Annotated in this window: 15 protein-coding genes; 11 read left to right on the top strand and 4 right to left on the bottom strand. The window is 66.5% G+C overall.

Annotated elements, in window-relative coordinates; genetic code table 11:
- Position 1 precedes the first annotated feature (1 nt).
- From RMO95_RS03140 to rlmB, 7 genes are read left to right on the top strand one after another with little or no spacing between them, the layout of a single operon-like run.
- A complete protein-coding gene (locus RMO95_RS03140) occupies positions 2-757 on the top strand; it encodes a hypothetical protein (RefSeq protein WP_310449135.1) in 756 nt (251 codons plus the stop codon).
- A complete protein-coding gene (gene purN, locus RMO95_RS03135; protein WP_310449134.1) occupies positions 754-1,395 on the top strand; it encodes a phosphoribosylglycinamide formyltransferase in 642 nt (213 codons plus the stop codon). Before RMO95_RS03140 ends, purN begins: the two co-directional genes overlap by 4 nt.
- A complete protein-coding gene (locus tag RMO95_RS03130; RefSeq protein WP_310449133.1) occupies positions 1,392-2,135 on the top strand; it encodes a DUF3108 domain-containing protein in 744 nt (247 codons plus the stop codon). Before purN ends, RMO95_RS03130 begins: the two co-directional genes overlap by 4 nt.
- A gap of 40 nt (positions 2,136-2,175) precedes the next feature.
- Positions 2,176-3,756, top strand: a complete 1,581-nt coding sequence (locus RMO95_RS03125; RefSeq protein WP_310449132.1) for an RsmB/NOP family class I SAM-dependent RNA methyltransferase — start codon at positions 2,176-2,178, stop codon at positions 3,754-3,756.
- The gene (locus RMO95_RS03120; RefSeq protein WP_310449131.1) at positions 3,753-4,370 is read left to right on the top strand and encodes a phospholipase D family protein; all 618 of its coding nucleotides are present in this window, start codon (positions 3,753-3,755) and stop codon (positions 4,368-4,370) included. The genes RMO95_RS03125 and RMO95_RS03120 overlap by 4 nt, the downstream gene beginning before the upstream one ends.
- 1 nt (position 4,371) lies before the next feature.
- The gene (locus RMO95_RS03115) at positions 4,372-5,646 is read left to right on the top strand and encodes a mechanosensitive ion channel family protein (protein ID WP_310449130.1); all 1,275 of its coding nucleotides are present in this window, start codon (positions 4,372-4,374) and stop codon (positions 5,644-5,646) included.
- The gene (gene rlmB, locus RMO95_RS03110) at positions 5,639-6,388 is read left to right on the top strand and encodes a 23S rRNA (guanosine(2251)-2'-O)-methyltransferase RlmB (protein ID WP_310449129.1); all 750 of its coding nucleotides are present in this window, start codon (positions 5,639-5,641) and stop codon (positions 6,386-6,388) included. Before RMO95_RS03115 ends, rlmB begins: the two co-directional genes overlap by 8 nt.
- A gap of 48 nt (positions 6,389-6,436) precedes the next feature.
- Here rlmB and RMO95_RS03105 read toward each other — a convergent pair whose 3' ends face one another.
- The 4 genes from RMO95_RS03105 to RMO95_RS03090 all read right to left on the bottom strand — a co-directional run bounded on the left by RMO95_RS03105 (position 6,437) and on the right by RMO95_RS03090 (position 11,032).
- Positions 6,437-8,044 carry a diguanylate cyclase domain-containing protein gene (locus RMO95_RS03105; protein ID WP_310449128.1) on the bottom strand — a complete coding sequence of 536 codons (1,608 nt, stop codon included), beginning with the start codon at positions 8,042-8,044 and terminating at the stop codon, positions 6,437-6,439.
- 110 nt (positions 8,045-8,154) lie between these two features.
- Positions 8,155-8,601, bottom strand: a complete 447-nt coding sequence (locus RMO95_RS03100) for a thioesterase family protein (protein ID WP_310449127.1) — start codon at positions 8,599-8,601, stop codon at positions 8,155-8,157.
- A 1-nt stretch (position 8,602) separates the two neighbouring features.
- Positions 8,603-10,135: a 3-hydroxyacyl-CoA dehydrogenase gene (locus RMO95_RS03095; RefSeq protein WP_310449126.1), complete on the bottom strand. Its 1,533-nt coding sequence runs from the start codon at positions 10,133-10,135 to the stop codon at positions 8,603-8,605.
- 72 nt (positions 10,136-10,207) lie between these two features.
- Positions 10,208-11,032: an outer membrane protein assembly factor BamD gene (locus RMO95_RS03090; protein ID WP_310449125.1), complete on the bottom strand. Its 825-nt coding sequence runs from the start codon at positions 11,030-11,032 to the stop codon at positions 10,208-10,210.
- On the opposite strand from RMO95_RS03090, the gene rluD reads away from it, so the two are divergent.
- The 4 genes from rluD (at position 11,031) to RMO95_RS03070 (ending at position 15,516) form a co-directional block, all read left to right on the top strand.
- Positions 11,031-12,014 carry a 23S rRNA pseudouridine(1911/1915/1917) synthase RluD gene (gene rluD / locus RMO95_RS03085; RefSeq protein ID WP_310449124.1) on the top strand — a complete coding sequence of 328 codons (984 nt, stop codon included), beginning with the start codon at positions 11,031-11,033 and terminating at the stop codon, positions 12,012-12,014. The two genes, RMO95_RS03090 and rluD, sit on opposite strands and share 2 nt — an antisense overlap.
- On the top strand, positions 12,007-12,741 hold the full coding sequence (gene pgeF, locus RMO95_RS03080) for a peptidoglycan editing factor PgeF (RefSeq protein WP_310449123.1): 735 nt from the start codon (positions 12,007-12,009) through the stop codon (positions 12,739-12,741). Before rluD ends, pgeF begins: the two co-directional genes overlap by 8 nt.
- Positions 12,742-12,760: 19 nt before the next feature.
- A complete protein-coding gene (locus RMO95_RS03075) occupies positions 12,761-13,552 on the top strand; it encodes a ZIP family metal transporter (protein WP_310449122.1) in 792 nt (263 codons plus the stop codon).
- Positions 13,553-13,848: 296 nt separating this feature from the next.
- Positions 13,849-15,516 carry a class I poly(R)-hydroxyalkanoic acid synthase gene (locus tag RMO95_RS03070; protein ID WP_310449121.1) on the top strand — a complete coding sequence of 556 codons (1,668 nt, stop codon included), beginning with the start codon at positions 13,849-13,851 and terminating at the stop codon, positions 15,514-15,516.
- The last annotated feature ends 61 nt before the right edge of the window (positions 15,517-15,577 follow it).

The raw sequence follows: 15,577 nt of genomic DNA, 5'->3' as shown, positions 1-15,577 counted from the left end.
CATGCGCGTCGCGCTGGCCCTGGGCACCGTGCTGCTGCTGGCGGCGTGCTCCCACAGCGGCGCGCAAACGGCGGCGAAAAATGCCGCGCCAGGCAGTGACCAGACGCGCGCCATCGGCGATTCGGTCGCCAGCTTCGATCCCAAGCAGATCGGCAAGAGCGACGTCGACCGCGTCGCCGACATCCATCGCCGCGAGGTGTTCGCCAGCCTGCGCGTGCTGGCCGAAAAGCTCTACCGGCGCAATCCGCGCGAATGGAAAAAAGGCGGCCATGCCGGCGTCGAGATCGCGCTCGACCGCCTGCTCGATCCGCGCACCGGCTGGCGCCTGCCCGCAGCCGCGGGCCGGCGCGGCACCGACGCGATGTCGCTGGCGCTGCGCGAGGACTTCGGCGGCGACCGCGTGGCGGTATTCGTCGCCGGTGTCGGCGACATGCTGAATGTCGCTTTCGATGAAAAGACGGAATTCTTCATGCTCGACGAACTCGATCCACAGAAGCTCTACAACAGCGCGCGCAACCTCGAAGTCGCCGCCTGGAAGCTGGCCAACGCGCGCGATGCCGGCGGCGCCTTGCTGCTGCTTTCCAACGACATGACGCAGCAGCCGGCCAACCTCAGCTTCGAGCGCGAATTCGGCAAGATGATCGGCAATCTCGATCTGCTCGCCGCCCTGATCGCCGACAAGGGCCACCGCACCATCGCCCGCGTCGCGCAAAGCCTGGCCACGGCGGTATTTCTCCCGGTCGCGGGGCTGCGATGAAGCGCTATGTGATCCTGATTTCCGGGCGCGGCAGCAACATGGAGTCGCTGCTCGACGCCGGCCTGCCCGGCGAGTGCGCGCTGGTGCTCAGCAACCGGCCCGCTGTGGCCGGGCTGGACGCTGCCGCCCGCCGCGGCATCGCCACCGCCGTGATCGATCATCGCGGCTTCGCCTCGCGCGAGGAATTCGATGCCGCGCTGGCCGCCGAAATCGAGCGCCACAAGCCGGATCTGGTGCTGCTGGCCGGCTTCATGCGCATCCTTAGCGACGGTTTCGTGCGCCGCTTCGAAGGCCGCCTGCTGAACATTCATCCTTCGCTGCTGCCGCTGTTCCCCGGGGTCAAGACCCACGCCCAGGCGCTGGCGGCCGGGGTGCGGCTGCACGGCTGCAGCGTGCACTTCGTGACGCCGGCGCTGGACGGCGGGCCGATCGTCGCCCAGGCCGCGGTGCCGGTGCAGGCCGACGACGACGAGGCGAGCCTGGGCCGCCGCGTGCTGGCCGAGGAACACCTGCTCTACCCGCGCGTCGCGCGCTGGTTTCTCGAAGGCCGGCTGCAATTGATCGCGGAGCGCGTGAAGCTCTCGGGCGAGGTCGCGGTCGGCGGCGCGCTGCATGTGCCGCAGGTCGTCGCGACATGAAGGCCATCGCCTGCCTGCTGCAACTCGCGGCCTGGATCGGCTGCGGCCTGGTGCCGCCCGCCCTCGCCGCCGGTGCGCCAGCGCCAACTCTTCAGGCATCCGCCATGCAGGTCCTGCCGCGCCAGGGCAAGGTCAGCTACGCCCTGGCCCATGGCGCCGATGGCTTCGTGGTCGGTCAGGTGCTGCATACCTGGGAACATGACGGCCGCAACTACAGGATGCAGAGCGTGACCGAAACCACCGGCATCGCCGCCTTGCTGAAACCGGCGCGGGTCGTGCAGAGCAGCCAGGGCGAGGTATCGGCCGCCGGCCTCAGGCCGAAGGAATTTCGCCACGAACGGGTCAAGGGGCTCGATACGGCAAGCTTCGACTGGACGCGCCGGGTGGTCAGCTATGCCGGGCAGGAGGACAAGATCGTCGCCGGCACCCAGGACATGCTGTCCATGTATTACCAACTGGTCTTGCTCGGGCTGAAAAGCGGTGCGCTGGAAATGCCGATCGCCACGGGACGCAAGCTGGAAAGCTACCGTGTCGAAGTCCTCGGCGAAGAAGTCGTGACTGTGCCGATCGGCAAGCGCCGCACGGTGCGCCTGAAGACCCGCGGCAGCGGCGGCGACAGCATCGAGGTGTGGATCGCGCCCGAGCTGCGCGGCTTGCCCGTGAAAATCCGTTTCACCGACCGCAAGGGCGAAATTTTCGACCAGAACATGCAGGAAATCGCCGTCCAGGACAAGCCATGAGCATACTCACCCACCTCTTTCCGCGAAAGGGGGAGACAGCATGAACGACGACAGGAAACACGGCGGCAAGAACGCGGCGCGGCGCAGTGCAGCCGACGGCCGGCGCCGCGAAGGCGCTGCAGCCGGTGCCCGACCCGGTGCCCGGCCCGCCGCCAGACCCGCTGCGGGCGAGGCCGCGCCGGTGGCGGAAGGGCTGGCCGCGGATCTGCTGAACGCCGCGGTGGCGGCGACGGCACAGTTGCTGAGCTTCGCCCTGCCGGCCGACGCGGCCCTGTCGGCGTTCTTCCGCGCGCGCAAGAGCGGCGCGAAAGACCGCGCCTTCATTGCCGAAACGGCCTACGCCGTGCTGCGCCGCAAGCGCCTGCTGGAGCGCCTGGCCGCCTGCGGGCCGAACCTGGAAGCGGCCTTCCTCGCCCCCGGTTCGACGCCCAAGCGCGGGCCCAGGGACGGAACCAAGCCGGCGGCCGGCGCGCGTCGCATCTCGCCGCGCGAACTGGTGCTGCTCTCCTTGTCGCGCGTGCGCGGCATGTCGCAGCGCCAGCTCGAAGGCGCGCTGCTGCCGGGCGAGGCCGAATGGCTGGCGGACATCCGGCGCCAGCCCGAACCGGAACTGACGCTGGCCGAACAACTGGATTTCCCCGACTGGCTGGTCGAGCGCCTCTCAAGTCAAGCGACGGGCCGCCCCGAGATTGACTTGGCTCCCACGGGGGGCGGCGCGGACGGTGCTTCCGCGCCGGGGGTCGTGCCGGTTCCGCGCATGACGCCCGAAGAACTGCTGGCCCTGGCGCGCGCGCTGAACACGCCGGCGCCGCTCGACCTGCGCGTGAACACGCTGAAGGCCGAGCGCGAGGGCGTGATCGCGCGCCTCGCCGCCGATGGCATCGCCGCGGCACCTACGCCGTATTCGCCGCTCGGCCTGCGCCTGAAGACCAAGCCCTACCTGCAGAAGCATCCGGCCTACCTCGACGGCAGCATCGAGGTGCAGGACGAAGGCTCGCAGTTGCTGGGCTTCCTGGTCGCGCCCAAGCGCGGCGAAATGGTGGTGGATTTCTGCGCCGGCGCCGGCGGCAAGACGCTGATTCTCGGTGCGCTGATGCGCTCCACCGGGCGCCTGTATGCCTTCGACGTATCCGACAAGCGCCTGGCCAAGCTGAAGCCGCGCGCGGCCCGCGCCGGCCTGTCGAACGTTCATCCGGCCTGCCTTTCCGGCGAGAACGACACGCGCGTCAAGCGGCTGCAGGGCAAGGTCGATCGCGTGCTGGTCGATGCGCCCTGTTCCGGCCTGGGCACCCTGCGTCGCAACCCCGACCTGAAGTGGCGCCAGTCGCCGCAGAGCGTCGATGAACTGACTGCCAAGCAGGCCGCGATCCTCGCCGCCGCGGCCAGGCTGCTGAAGCCCGGCGGCCGCCTGGTGTATGCCACCTGCAGCATCCTCGCCGAGGAGAACGAAGACATCGTCAATGCCTTCCTCGCCGGCCATGCCGACTTCCAGCGCCTTCCGGCGCAGGAAGTGCTGGCCGCGCAGGGCATCGTCATCGACTGCGGCGAGGACATGCGCCTGTCGCCGCAAAAGCACGGCACCGACGGCTTCTACGCGGCGGTGCTGGAACGCAGCAAGTGATCGTGATACATGGAGCGGCCATAGGCCGCGAACCGAGGTCACCCCCTTCCCCGGGAAGGGGGCTGGGGGGAAGGTCGTTTCTCGTCGCCGCGCTGCTGCTCTGCCTGACAGTTGGCGCTGGCGCCACGGCGTTACCGGCGACGGGCACGGTCGAAGTGCTGTTCACGCCCTGGGACGATGCCGAAGGCGCCATCGTGCGCGTGGTCGGCGAAGCGCGCCGGAGCATCCACGTCCAGGCCTACCTGCTGACCAGCCGCTCGATCGCCAAGGCGCTGACGGATGCCAAGGCGCGCGGCGTTGCCGTGGAAATCCTGGCCGACCGCGAGATGCTGGAAAAGAGCGACAAGTCGCTGCTGCCGCTGCTGGTCGAGGGCGGCATCCCGGTCTGGCTGGAAACGCGCTATGCCGCGGCCCACAACAAGGTGATGCTGATCGATGCCGCTCATGCCGACGCCGTCGTCATCACCGGCAGCTACAATTTCAGCTGGTCGGCGCAGGCGCGCAACGCCGAAAACCTGCTGATCCTGCGTGGCAATCCGGCGCTGGTACGGCGCTACCTCGACAACTGGCGGCGTCATCGCGACGACGCGCAGAAAATGAACGGAGCCCAATGACATGAAGCAAGGCGCTCTGGCCACCGTCTGGCTGGAAGTCCAGGCCGATCTGCACGAACCGGATCTGATCTGGCAACTGGCGATCCTGGCCGGATGCCTGCTGCTGGCACTGCTGGGCGAGAGCCTGTTGCGCCGTCGGCAGGCCGGTGAAGGCCGCGTCGCGGAACTCGGCCGCGGCGGGCTGAAACGCATCAGCTTCCCCGTGCTGGCGCTGATCCTGGTGCTGCTGGCGCGCTGGGTGGCGGAAGGCTCGATCCGCGTCGGCCTGTTCTCGCTGGCCGTGCCGCTGCTGGCCTCGCTGGCGGTGATTCGCGCGGTGTTCTACATCTTGCGGGTCAGCCTGGTCGGCGCCACCTGGCTGGTGCCCTTCGAGCGCGTGTTCGCCTTGCTGGTCTGGGGTGTCGTCGCCCTGCACATCGTCGGCCTGCTGCCCGAGGTGATTGCGGTGATCGAATCGGTGACCTTCAATGCCGGCAAGCAGAAACTCAACCTGTGGCATGTGCTGCAAGGCCTGGTCGCGGTACTCGCCACTGTGCTGGCCGCGCTCTGGCTGTCCAGCGCGATTGAAGCCCGCTTGAACAAGGCGGTCGGGCTCGACAACAATTTGCGCATGGTATTCGCGCGTCTGACCAAGGCGTTGCTGATCCTGCTGGCGGTGCTGATCGTCCTGCCGCAGGTCGGCATCGATCTCACCACCTTGTCGATATTCGGCGGCGCGCTCGGCGTCGGCCTCGGCTTCGGCCTGCAGAAGATCGCCAGCAACTACGTCTCGGGCTTCATCATCCTGCTCGACAATTCCATCCGCATCGGCAACACCATCACGGTCGGCACCGACCGCGGCGAGGTGACGCGCATCACCACGCGCTACACCGTGCTGCGCAGCCTGGGCGGCGTCGAGGCGCTGGTGCCCAACGAACTGCTGGTCGGCTCGGTGGTGCAGAACGAGTCCTACAGCGATCCGCAGGTACGCATCGCGCTGCCGGTGCAGGTCGCCTACGACAGCGACCTGGAACGCGCCATGACCATCATGGCGACGGCGGCAGCGGCGCAGGAGCGTGTCCTCGCCGAGCCGGCGCCGGCGATATTGCTCAGGGAATTTGCCGATTCCGGCATCAATCTCGAACTCGCCTTCTGGATTGCCGATCCGCAGAACGGCACCGGCCAACTGCGCTCCGACATCAACCTGGCGATCTGGCGCGAATTCAAGCAGGCCGGTATCCAAATCCCTTTCCCGCAACGCGAAATCCGCATTCTCAAAGAGGCAGGCCATGAGTGAAACCCGAAGCGACACCCGACTGATCCACGGCTTCCACGCCATCACCGCCAAGCTGCGCCACGCCGCCGACGACGTCAAGGAAATCACCGTCGCCGAAGGCCGCCAGGACGGCCGCATGCGCGATCTGCTGAAACTCGCGGAGACCCACGGCGTGCGCGTGATCCTCTCCGACGCGAAACGGCTCGACGGTCTGGCCGGCGGCAGCCAGCATCAGGGCGTGGTGGCCAAGGTCGCTGCGCAAGCCAAACACCTGACGCTGGACGACGTGCTCGACGGCCTGACCGAACCGCCGCTGCTGCTGGTGCTCGACGGCGTCACCGATCCGCACAACCTCGGCGCCTGCCTGCGCGTCGCCGACGCCGCCGGCGCGCATGCCGTGGTGGCGCCGAAGGACAAGGCCTGCGGCCTCAACGCCACGGTGATCAAGGTCGCCAGCGGCGCCGCCGACACCGTGCCCTACATCGTCGTCACCAACCTCGCGCGCTCCCTGCGCGAGATGCAGGAACGCGGCATCTGGGTCATCGGTGCGGCGGGCGAGGCCGAGCGCGAACTCTACGCGATCGACCAGAAAGGCCCCTGCGCCTGGGTGCTCGGCGCCGAAGGCGCCGGCATGCGCCGCCTGACGCGCGAGACCTGCGACGAACTGGCGAGGATTCCGATGCACGGCAGCGTCGAAAGCCTCAACGTTTCGGTGTCCGCCGGCATCTGCCTGTTCGAGGCGCGGCGTCAGCGCGGCGCCTGATCCGGGTAACCGAGAGTCAGCAGCCGACGCCCGGGGCAGTCCGGCGGATCATGCCTGCCCATCGAGCGCAGGCTGTTGATGAATGACCATTCCGTTGCGCCCGCGGCCCTTGGCCTGATACATCGCCTCATCGGCCAGCTTCAAGAGGACATCCACTGAACTTTCCCGTCCATTGAACAGGACCGCGCCGATGCTCGGCGTGTTATGTCCGACATCGGCTCCGAGCTGGAACGGCTGATTGAGTTCGGCGAGTATCTTGTTGCCGATTTCATCGAGTTGCTGCACGGCATCCAGGCGCGATGCGGCAAGATTCTCCAGCATGACGACAAATTCATCGCCGCCCAGGCGCGATGCCGTGTCGCAGGCTCTGATGCAGTGCTGCAGGCGCTGCGCCACCTGCTGCAGCAGCATGTCTCCGGCATTGTGTCCGAGCGAGTCATTGACCGCCTTGAAGTGGTCGAGATCGATGAACATCAGTGCGCCATGCCAGTTGCTGCGGGCACACAGCGTCATCGCGTGCCCGAGCCGATCCATCAGCAGAGTCCGGTTGGGCAATCCGGTCAACTGGTCATAAAAGGCCATGGCCTTGATTTGTTCCTCGGCCTTCTTGCGTTCGGTGATGTCAAGGTGCGCTCCGACGTAGTGGGTGACGATGCCATTGCTGTCCTTGACCGCCGAGATCGTCAGCCATTCGGGATACTCTTCGCCATTCTTGCGGCGATCCCACAGTTCGCCCTGCCATGAGCCGGACTGGACGATGCTCTGCCACATGGTCCGATAGAAGTCGGCGTCGTGGCGACCTGACTTGAGCACCCGCGGCGTCTTGCCGACGACTTCCTCAGCCGTGTAGCCGGTGATTTCGACGAATGCGCGATTGACGCGCAGGATGACGCCGTCGGCATCGGTCACCATCATCGCCTCCTGGGACTCGAAGGCGGTTGCTGCCACCCTGAGCTCTGATTCCGAACGCTGCAGTTGCCGATATTGCGTACGCAACAAGCCGTCGGCGTGGCGGACAATGAAGTAGAGGGCGGCATACAGCAGGCACAGGGAAAGAATCGTGGCGAGCGTGACGACGAAGGCCTGCTGATTGGTGTGCTCGATCCAGTCGGTGACGTCGCTATAGACCTCCAGAACGCCTTCCGCGGGCGCATTGCCAGACGCCCTCATCGCGACATAGCTGGAAAGGACATCGCGGTCGACGATTTCCCGATCGAAGGCGCTGAAGCTGTCCCGATGCGTCAATTCACTCAGCGGACGGCCCTGCAAGGCCGAGATGAAGCCCGGGTTGGCGCGGTAATCGCGGCCGATCTGCGTCGCATCGGTGGAGAAGATGGTGCGCCCTTCGGTGTCATAGAACTTCACCTTGACCACCCGCGCATTCTGCATTGCGCCACGCACATTACTGTCGATCGATGCGGTCAGCGGGTGCCGCTTCAATGCATCGGTATCGAGATTCTTTGCCGTTGCAGCGAGTTCGCGGAATGACGGCAGCAGCGTATTGGCAAAGGACTGGGTCAGCGCGACGTGATTGCTTTCGCCGATGCTCAGCAACTGGATTCGCTCCACGCGATGGTGCAGCAGTCCGAGCAAGGCCGTGGTGACGATCACGGCGGCGAGGCTGGCGATGGAGAAATACCTGAGCAGCGGAAACATGGACAGGTTTCCTTATCGTGCTTCCCTGGTTGGCAAGCGGCGGTAGCAGTGTAGTCGTTTAACGACTTGGGGATGCCTTGCAGCTCGTCGGTTGTATCGAGCGCGCTTGCTCAGCCGGCGGAACCGCCCGCCTCCCAGGTTTCGATCGCCTGGCGCAGCTTTTCCGGCAGGGGACGCGAGGTCTTGCTCTCCGGATCGGCATTGACATAGACGATCTCGCCGCTGATCAGGCGCTCGCCGTCGCGGAAGATGCCCATCTCGAAAGTCATGCTCGAATTGCCGAGCTTTTCGGCGCGCACGCAGATGTCGAGGATCTCGTCGAAGTGCGCCGAGGCATGGTAGTTGATCACGCTCCTCACCGCGAATAGGTCGCCGCCGGTACCGGCCATGCCCTCTGGATAGGGCAGGCCGATGGCGCGCCAGTATTCGGTGACGCCGATGTCGAAGTAGCTCAGGTAGTGGCCGTTGAAGACGATGTTCTGCGGATCGACTTCGGCCCAGCGCACGCGCAGGCTGTGGCGCAGGCGGAAGGCGGCGAGCTCGGAGGGCTTCTGCATTTCAGCTTTCCTCCGTCAGCAGCGAGACGCCGAGCAGCGCGCGGCGCTTGAGCCAGGGGCTGGGGCGGTAGCGCGGGTCGCCGTAGAAACTCTGCATGGCTTCCAGCACGCCGAGTATCTTGCGCGCGCCGAGCGCATCGCCGAAGGCCAGCGGCCCCTTGGGGTAGCCCAGGCCGAGGGTCACCGCGCGGTCGATGTCGGCCGGAGTGGCGACGCGCTGCTGGGCGATGTCGCAGCCGATATTGACGATGCAGGCGACGATGCGCTGGGCGATGAAACCGGCGCTGTCGCGGATCACGCCGACCGCCGTGCCGTCGGCGGCGAACAGGGCATGCGCCGCATCGCGCATGGCGGGGTCGGTCAGCGGCGTGGTCATCAGCGTGCGTCTGCGGCCCGTAACCAGTCCGAACAGGCAGTCGATGCCGACCGTGCGCTGCGGGTCGAGCCCCTGGCCGACGCAGCAGGTGGTGGCGTCGGCGCCGAGCGGGGTGACGATGCACAGCGCCTCGGCGCTCGGCACGTAGTCGGTTTCGACTTCGACCCCGGCGGCGACGGCGATTTCGCGCAGCACGTCGGCCCATTCCGGATGGGTCTGGCTGAACCAGACGCGGCCGGGCGGGGCGGTCGGCACGGCGGCGACCGGCATCGCCTCTGCCGTGCCGTTGGCATAACGGTAGAAGCCGCGGCCGGTCTTGCGCCCGAGCAGCCCGCCGGCCAGGCGTTGCGCCGCCAGCGGCGAGGGCCGGTAGCGCGGCTCTTCGTAGTACTGGTGGTAGATCGATTCCATGACCGGCTGCGACACGTCGAGGCCGGTCAGGTCCATCAATTCGAAAGGCCCCATGCGAAAGCCGGCGGCCTCGCGCATGATGCGATCGACCTCGTGGAATTCGGCGATGCCTTCGCCGAGGATGCGCAGCGCTTCGGTGACGAAACCGCGGCCGGCATGATTGACGATGAAGCCCGGCGTGTCGCTCGCAGCGACTGCCGTATGGCCCATGCGCCGGCCCAGATCCAGCATCGCCGCCGATACCTCCGGTGCCGTGAGCAGGCCGGCGATGACTTCGACGATTTTCATCAGCGGCACGGGGTTGAAGAAATGGAAGCCGACCACGCGTTCCGGGCGTTTGCAGGCGGCGGCGAGCGAGGTGACCGAAAGCGAGGAGGTATTGGTGGCGAGGATGCAGTCGGCGGTGATGATGTCTTCCAGCTGCTGGAACAGCTTCTGCTTGACGTCGAGATTCTCGACGATGGCCTCGATCACGACCTGCGCCGAGGCCAGTCCTTCCAGCCGCGGCACGACTTCCAGCTTGGCCGAGGCCGCCGCCAGCGCGTCGGCCGAAATCTTGCCTTTCCCGGCGAGCTTGTCCAGCGTGCCGATCACCGTTTCGCGCGCGCCAGCCGCCGCACCGTGCAGGGCGTCGAACAGCAGCACACGGATGCCGGCCTGCGCGGCGATCTGGGCGATGCCGCGACCCATGGCGCCGGTGCCGACGATGCCGAGACAAAGGGAGGGCGACTGGATGTCGACAGGCATGGTGTTTCTCCTTGGGGCTTGCGTGCACGGCCGGCCAGGAACGCGGGCCGGGCCGGAATCCTGCTCAGTGGACTACCAGAGCTTCCACCACGGTTCGACGCGGTTGAGGCCGCGCGCGTAGTACTCGCTCTTGGGGAAGTTGGTGCGCATCACGCGCTCGGCGTCGTCGCGCAAATCGTTCATGCCCAGCAGGTCGTAGGCCTTGATCATGATGAAGAGGGCTTCCTCGTTGGCCGGCGCGTCGGGGTAGGTCTTGATCGCGGCCTGCGCGCGATTCACCGCGGCGACGTAGGCCTCGCGCTTCATGTAGTAGCGCGCGACATGCACCTCGTGCGAGGCCAGGGCATTGACCAGGTATTTCATGCGCGCCGTGGCGTCCGGCGTGTACTTGCTTTCGGGATACTTGTTGACCAGCACCTTGAAGGCGTCGAAGGAATCGCGGGCGGCCTTGGGGTCGCGTTCGGTCAGGTCCTGCAGGCTGACGTAGCCGAGCAGGCCGAGATCTTCGTTGAAGTTGGTGAGGCCCTTCAGGTAGTAGGCGTAGTCGACGTTGGGATGGTTCGGATGCAGGCGGATGAAGCGGTCGCAGGCGGCAATCGCCGAGGCCGGCTCGTTCTGGCGGTAATACGCGTAGGCGACTTCGAGCTGTGCCTGCTGCGCATAGCGGCCGTAGGGAAAGCGGGCTTCGAGCTTCTCGAAATACTTGATCGCCTTGTCGTAGCTGCTCTCGGCCATGGCGTCCTTGGCTTCGCTGTAGAGCTTGCTGGCCGACCAACTGGCGGTCTCGTCGACCACGTCGGGCAGCAGGCCGCAGCCGCCTAGCAGGGTCGAGCCGAGGCCGGCACCAATGAATACGACAGGGGCGAGCGCCCGGAGGAATGCCGCTACACTACGCATGGTGAAAACCTCGAATGAATTTGCGGCCGATTATAGCCGAAGCCCCAGCCCGTCCCAGGCCAGGCTGAGCACCCAGGTGCCCGCGGAATGCGCCGGCTGGCGGCTCGACGCAACCCTGGCCAAACTCTTTCCCGAACACTCGCGCAGCCGCCTGCAGGCCTGGCTCAAGGATGGCCTGATCCGCCTCGACGACGGCGCGGCGGAGGGCAAGCGCAAGGTCTATGGCGGCGAACGCATCGAGTTCGATGTCGGCGTCGCCGTGCCGCCAGCGTCAACTCTTGCGGAGGCCGCGGAGGACATCCCGCTTGCCGTGGTGTTCGAGGATGAGCATCTGATGGTGATCGACAAGCCGGCCGGACTGGTGGTCCATCCCGGTAACGGCCAGCCGTCCGGCACGCTGCTGAACGCGCTGCTGCATCATGCACCGCAGCTCGCCGGGATCCCCCGCGCCGGTATCGTGCATCGCCTCGACAAGGACACCAGCGGCCTGCTGGTGGTGGCGAAGACGCTGACGGTGCAGACCGACCTGGTGCGCCAGATGCAGGCGCGCTCGGTCAAGCGGCACTACCTGGCCCTGGCCCTGGGCAATGTCGAGCGCGACGGCACCGTCGATGCGCCGCTCGGCCGTCATGCCGTGCAGCGCACCAAGATGGCCATCGTGCGCAGCAGCGGCAAGGAGGCGCGCACCCATTACGCGGTGCTGGAGCGCTTCGCCAAGGCCACGCTGCTCGAATGCCGCCTGGAAACCGGGCGCACCCACCAGATCCGCGTTCATCTCGCCTCGATCAAGCATCCGCTGGCCGGCGACCCGGCCTACGGCAAGGCCAGGAGCGGCGACGCGCGGCTCGATGCCTTTGCGCGCCAGGCGCTGCATGCCTGGCGGCTGGCCCTGCGCCATCCGGCGACCGGCGCCGAAATGGCCTGGGAATCGCCGCTGCCGGCCGACTTCGCGCAACTGCTGGACGAATTGCGGCGTGACTAGCCTGATCCTGCCCGACTGGCCGGCGCCGCCCGGCGTGCGCGCGCTGGCGACGACGCGGCGCGGCGGCGTGAGCCGTGCGCCCTGGGACAGTTTCAATCTCGGCGACCATGTTGGCGACGAGCCGCAGGCGGTGGCGGCGAATCGCGCGCTGCTGCGTCGCGAATTGCCCGCCGAGCCGGTCTGGCTGCGCCAGGTGCATGGCACCCGCTGCGTCGATGCGGCCATGGCGGCCATGGTGGCAACGGGCACCGAGGCCGATGCCAGCTTCACGCGGCAACGCGGCGTGGTCTGCGCGGTGCTTACCGCCGACTGCCTGCCGGTGCTGTTGTGCGACGATCAGGCGACCGTGGTCGCCATCGCCCACGCCGGCTGGCGCGGACTCGCGGCCGGCGTGATCGAGGCGACGGCGGGCGCCATGGCCGTGCCTGGCGAGCGTCTGACGGCCTGGCTGGGCCCCGCCATCGGGCCGCAGGCCTTCGAGGTCGGCAGCGAGGTGCGCGAGATCTTCATCGCGCACGATCCGCAGGCGGTTGGCGCGTTTGCCGCGACCGACAAGGGCAAGTGGCTGTGCGACATCCACCGGCTGGCACGGCAGCGGCTCGATGCGCTGGGCATTCGCCGTATCGCCAGCGCCAACTCTTGTACGCTGGGCGACGCGGAAACTTTCTATTCCTTTCGACGCGACGGCGTCACCGGGCGCATGGCCAGCCTGATCTGGCTGGAATAACCCCTATAATCCTGCGCCCATGTCCGTTCTTTCCTGGATCATCGTCATGTCATTGGCCGGCGGCGCGCTGAGCGTGCTCGCCGCCGCGGCGTTTGCCTGGACGGCGCGGGTGCAATGGGTGTCGCTGCTGATCAGCTATGCCATCGGCGCGCTGCTTGGCGCCTCCTTCCTCGAAGTGCTGCCGCATGCGATCACCGCCAGCGGCGATGCGGCGACCACCACGGCGACCGTGCTGGGCGGCATCCTGGCCTTCTTCGTCATGGAAAAGCTGGTGCTCTGGCGCCATTGCCACATCGAGGCCTGCGAAGGCCACGAGCCGCTGGTGCACAGCCATGCGCATGCTCACGATCACGGCCGCAGCGGCCTCTTGATCCTGGTCGGCGACACCTTCCACAACTTCGTCGATGGCGTGCTGATCGCGGCGGCCTTCATGGAGGACGTGCGCCTCGGCATCGTTACCGCGCTGGCGATGATCGCCCACGAGATTCCGCAGGAAGTCGGCGATTTCATGATCCTGCTGCACTCGGGCTATTCGAAGGGACGCGCGCTGGCCTTCAATCTGCTGTCGAGCCTGGCGACGCTGGTCGGCGCGCTGCTCGCCTATGTCGCTCTGGGCCAGGTGCAAAGCGCCGTGCCGGTGCTGCTGGCGCTCGCCGCAGCGAGCATGATCTATGTCGCCGTGGCCGACCTGATCCCCGGCCTGCACAAACGGCCGGAACTGCGCGCCACGGTGCAGCAGGTGCTATTGATCGCGGCGGGCATCGGCACCATCGTCCTTACTCACCACATCGTCGATCGTTTCGCGGGATAGGCGGGTCCGCCGGCGTTGCGGCGTTCCCATGAGCCAGAGAAACAGGGCGAGGGGCGCGGCGCCATACACGACAAAGCTCAGCACGCCGGCGACAGGATTCGCTTCGGTGGCGGCCATCAGCAGGGTGACATAGAGCCACCCGATCGCGATTACATACATTTCGTCATTCTACGTTCCGTTTTCTTGACACCATTTATTGTGCAGTGCAAAATAAACATCGTCTTGAGGAGTCCCGGATGTCGTCCCCCCCCGATCAGAATGACCCTTTCAAAGCCATGTTGCAGGCGGGAAATGCCATGGCACAAGGCTTCAACCAGTTTCTTGCGCAGCAGCAGCCGGCGGCACCCCAAGGCGTGAATGCGGCGGCCTGGAACGCCGAGTCGGAGGCCCTCAAGACCCTCCAGCAGGAATGGATGGCGCGCCAGGCCCAACTCTGGCAGGGCATGCTGGGCAAGGCGCCCGATCAGCCGGCGCCCCAGGTGGCGAGTCCGTCTGCCGGCGACAAGCGCTTCGATCACCCGGCCTGGGCCGCAAGTCCCGTTTACGACTACCTGCGCCAGGCCTACCTGATCAATGCCGAATACATGAAGCGGATGGCCGAGGCGGCGCCGGTGGCCGACGGCCAGGCGAAGAACCGCATGCGCTTCCTGACGCGGCAGATGGTCGATGCGATGGCGCCGTCGAACTTCCTCGCCACCAATCCCGAGTTTGTCCAGAAGGCGCTGGAAACCAAGGGAAACAGCATTCAGCAGGGCATCCAGAACCTGCTCGGCGACCTGGAAAAGGGCCGCATCTCGATGACCGACGATTCCGCCTTCGAGGTCGGCCGCAATCTGGCCATCACGCCCGGCGCCGTGGTGTTCGAAAACGAGCTGATGCAGCTGATCCAGTATTCGCCCTTGACCGACAAGGTGGCGCAGCGGCCCTTCCTGATGGTGCCGCCCTGCATCAACAAGTATTACATCCTCGACCTGCAGCCGGAAAATTCCCTGGTGCGCTATGCCGTGGAGCAGGGCAACACGGTGTTCCTGGTGTCCTGGCGCAATGTGCAGGCCGATAACGGACACCTGACCTGGGACGACTACATCGAAAAGGGCGCGCTGACGGCGATCAAGGCGGTGCGGGAAATCTGCAAGGTCGACCAGATCAACGCCCTGGGCTTCTGCGTCGGCGGCACCATACTTGGCTCGGCGCTGTCCGTGGCGCGTCAGCGCGGCGAAAACCCGGTCGCCTCGCTGACCCTGCTGACCACGCTGCTGGATTTTTCCGAAACCGGCGAGATCGGCTATTTCATCGACGAGACCGCGGTCCAGGCGCGCGAGGCGGGGATCGGCAAGGGCGGCCTGCTGCGCGGCAGCGAACTGGCCACGGTGTTCTCGGCGCTGCGCGCCAACGACCTGATCTGGCAATACGTGGTGGGCAATTATCTCAAGGGCAACAAGCCGCCGGCTTTCGACCTGCTCTACTGGAATGCCGACGCGACCAATCTGCCCGGCCCTTTCCTGGCCTGGTATCTGCGCAACCTGTATCTCGAAAACAGCCTGCGGGTTCCGGGCAAGCTGGCAATGTGCGGGGTCAAGGCCGACCTCGGCCGGGTGGACATGCCGGCTTTCCTCTACGCCAGCCGCGAGGACCACATCGTGCCGTGGAAGACCTCCTACCAGTCGCGCAGCCTGCTCGGCGGCGAGACCAGCTTTGTCCTCGGCGCTTCCGGGCACATTGCCGGCGTCATCAACCCGGCGGCGAAGAACAAGCGCAGCTACTGGCTGAACGATGGCAAGACCGCCAACGCCGACGAGTGGTTCGACGGCGCGAGCGAGGTCAAGGGCAGCTGGTGGCCGGTCTGGGCGAAATGGCTGAAGGGCTTCGGCGACAAGGAAATTCCGGCGCGCGGACGCCTCGGCAGCAAGGCCTATCCGCCCGGCGAACCGGCTCCGGGACGCTACGTTAAGGAAAAGGCATAATGAATTCGCCGGGGTTTGCCAGGGGCGCGGATTTCGGTGCGGCAATGTGAGCCCCATCCCA

This window comes from Sulfuritalea sp., assembly GCF_031426875.1.
In the GTDB taxonomy this organism is placed as follows: Bacteria; Pseudomonadota; Gammaproteobacteria; order Burkholderiales; family Rhodocyclaceae; genus Sulfuritalea.
The sequence above is the reverse complement of the archived record's forward strand: the minus strand, read 5'-3'. Positions and strand labels throughout refer to the sequence as shown.

Bases quoted from the DNA above. Each gene is read 5' to 3' on its own strand.
- RMO95_RS03140 (WP_310449135.1), top strand. From the start codon at position 2: ATGCGCGTCGCGCTGGCCCTGGGCACCGTGCTGCTGCTGGCGGCGTGC.
- purN (WP_310449134.1), top strand. From the start codon at position 754: ATGAAGCGCTATGTGATCCTGATTTCCGGGCGCGGCAGCAACATGGAG.
- RMO95_RS03130 (WP_310449133.1), top strand. From the start codon at position 1,392: ATGAAGGCCATCGCCTGCCTGCTGCAACTCGCGGCCTGGATCGGCTGC.
- RMO95_RS03125 (WP_310449132.1), top strand. From the start codon at position 2,176: ATGAACGACGACAGGAAACACGGCGGCAAGAACGCGGCGCGGCGCAGT.
- RMO95_RS03115 (WP_310449130.1), top strand. From the start codon at position 4,372: ATGAAGCAAGGCGCTCTGGCCACCGTCTGGCTGGAAGTCCAGGCCGAT.
- rlmB (WP_310449129.1), top strand. From the start codon at position 5,639: ATGAGTGAAACCCGAAGCGACACCCGACTGATCCACGGCTTCCACGCC.
- RMO95_RS03105 (WP_310449128.1), bottom strand. From the start codon at position 8,044: ATGTTTCCGCTGCTCAGGTATTTCTCCATCGCCAGCCTCGCCGCCGTG.
- RMO95_RS03100 (WP_310449127.1), bottom strand. From the start codon at position 8,601: ATGCAGAAGCCCTCCGAGCTCGCCGCCTTCCGCCTGCGCCACAGCCTG.
- RMO95_RS03095 (WP_310449126.1), bottom strand. From the start codon at position 10,135: ATGCCTGTCGACATCCAGTCGCCCTCCCTTTGTCTCGGCATCGTCGGC.
- rluD (WP_310449124.1), top strand. From the start codon at position 11,031: ATGGTGAAAACCTCGAATGAATTTGCGGCCGATTATAGCCGAAGCCCC.
- RMO95_RS03090 (WP_310449125.1), bottom strand. From the start codon at position 11,032: ATGCGTAGTGTAGCGGCATTCCTCCGGGCGCTCGCCCCTGTCGTATTC.
- RMO95_RS03075 (WP_310449122.1), top strand. From the start codon at position 12,761: ATGTCCGTTCTTTCCTGGATCATCGTCATGTCATTGGCCGGCGGCGCG.
- RMO95_RS03070 (WP_310449121.1), top strand. From the start codon at position 13,849: ATGGCACAAGGCTTCAACCAGTTTCTTGCGCAGCAGCAGCCGGCGGCA.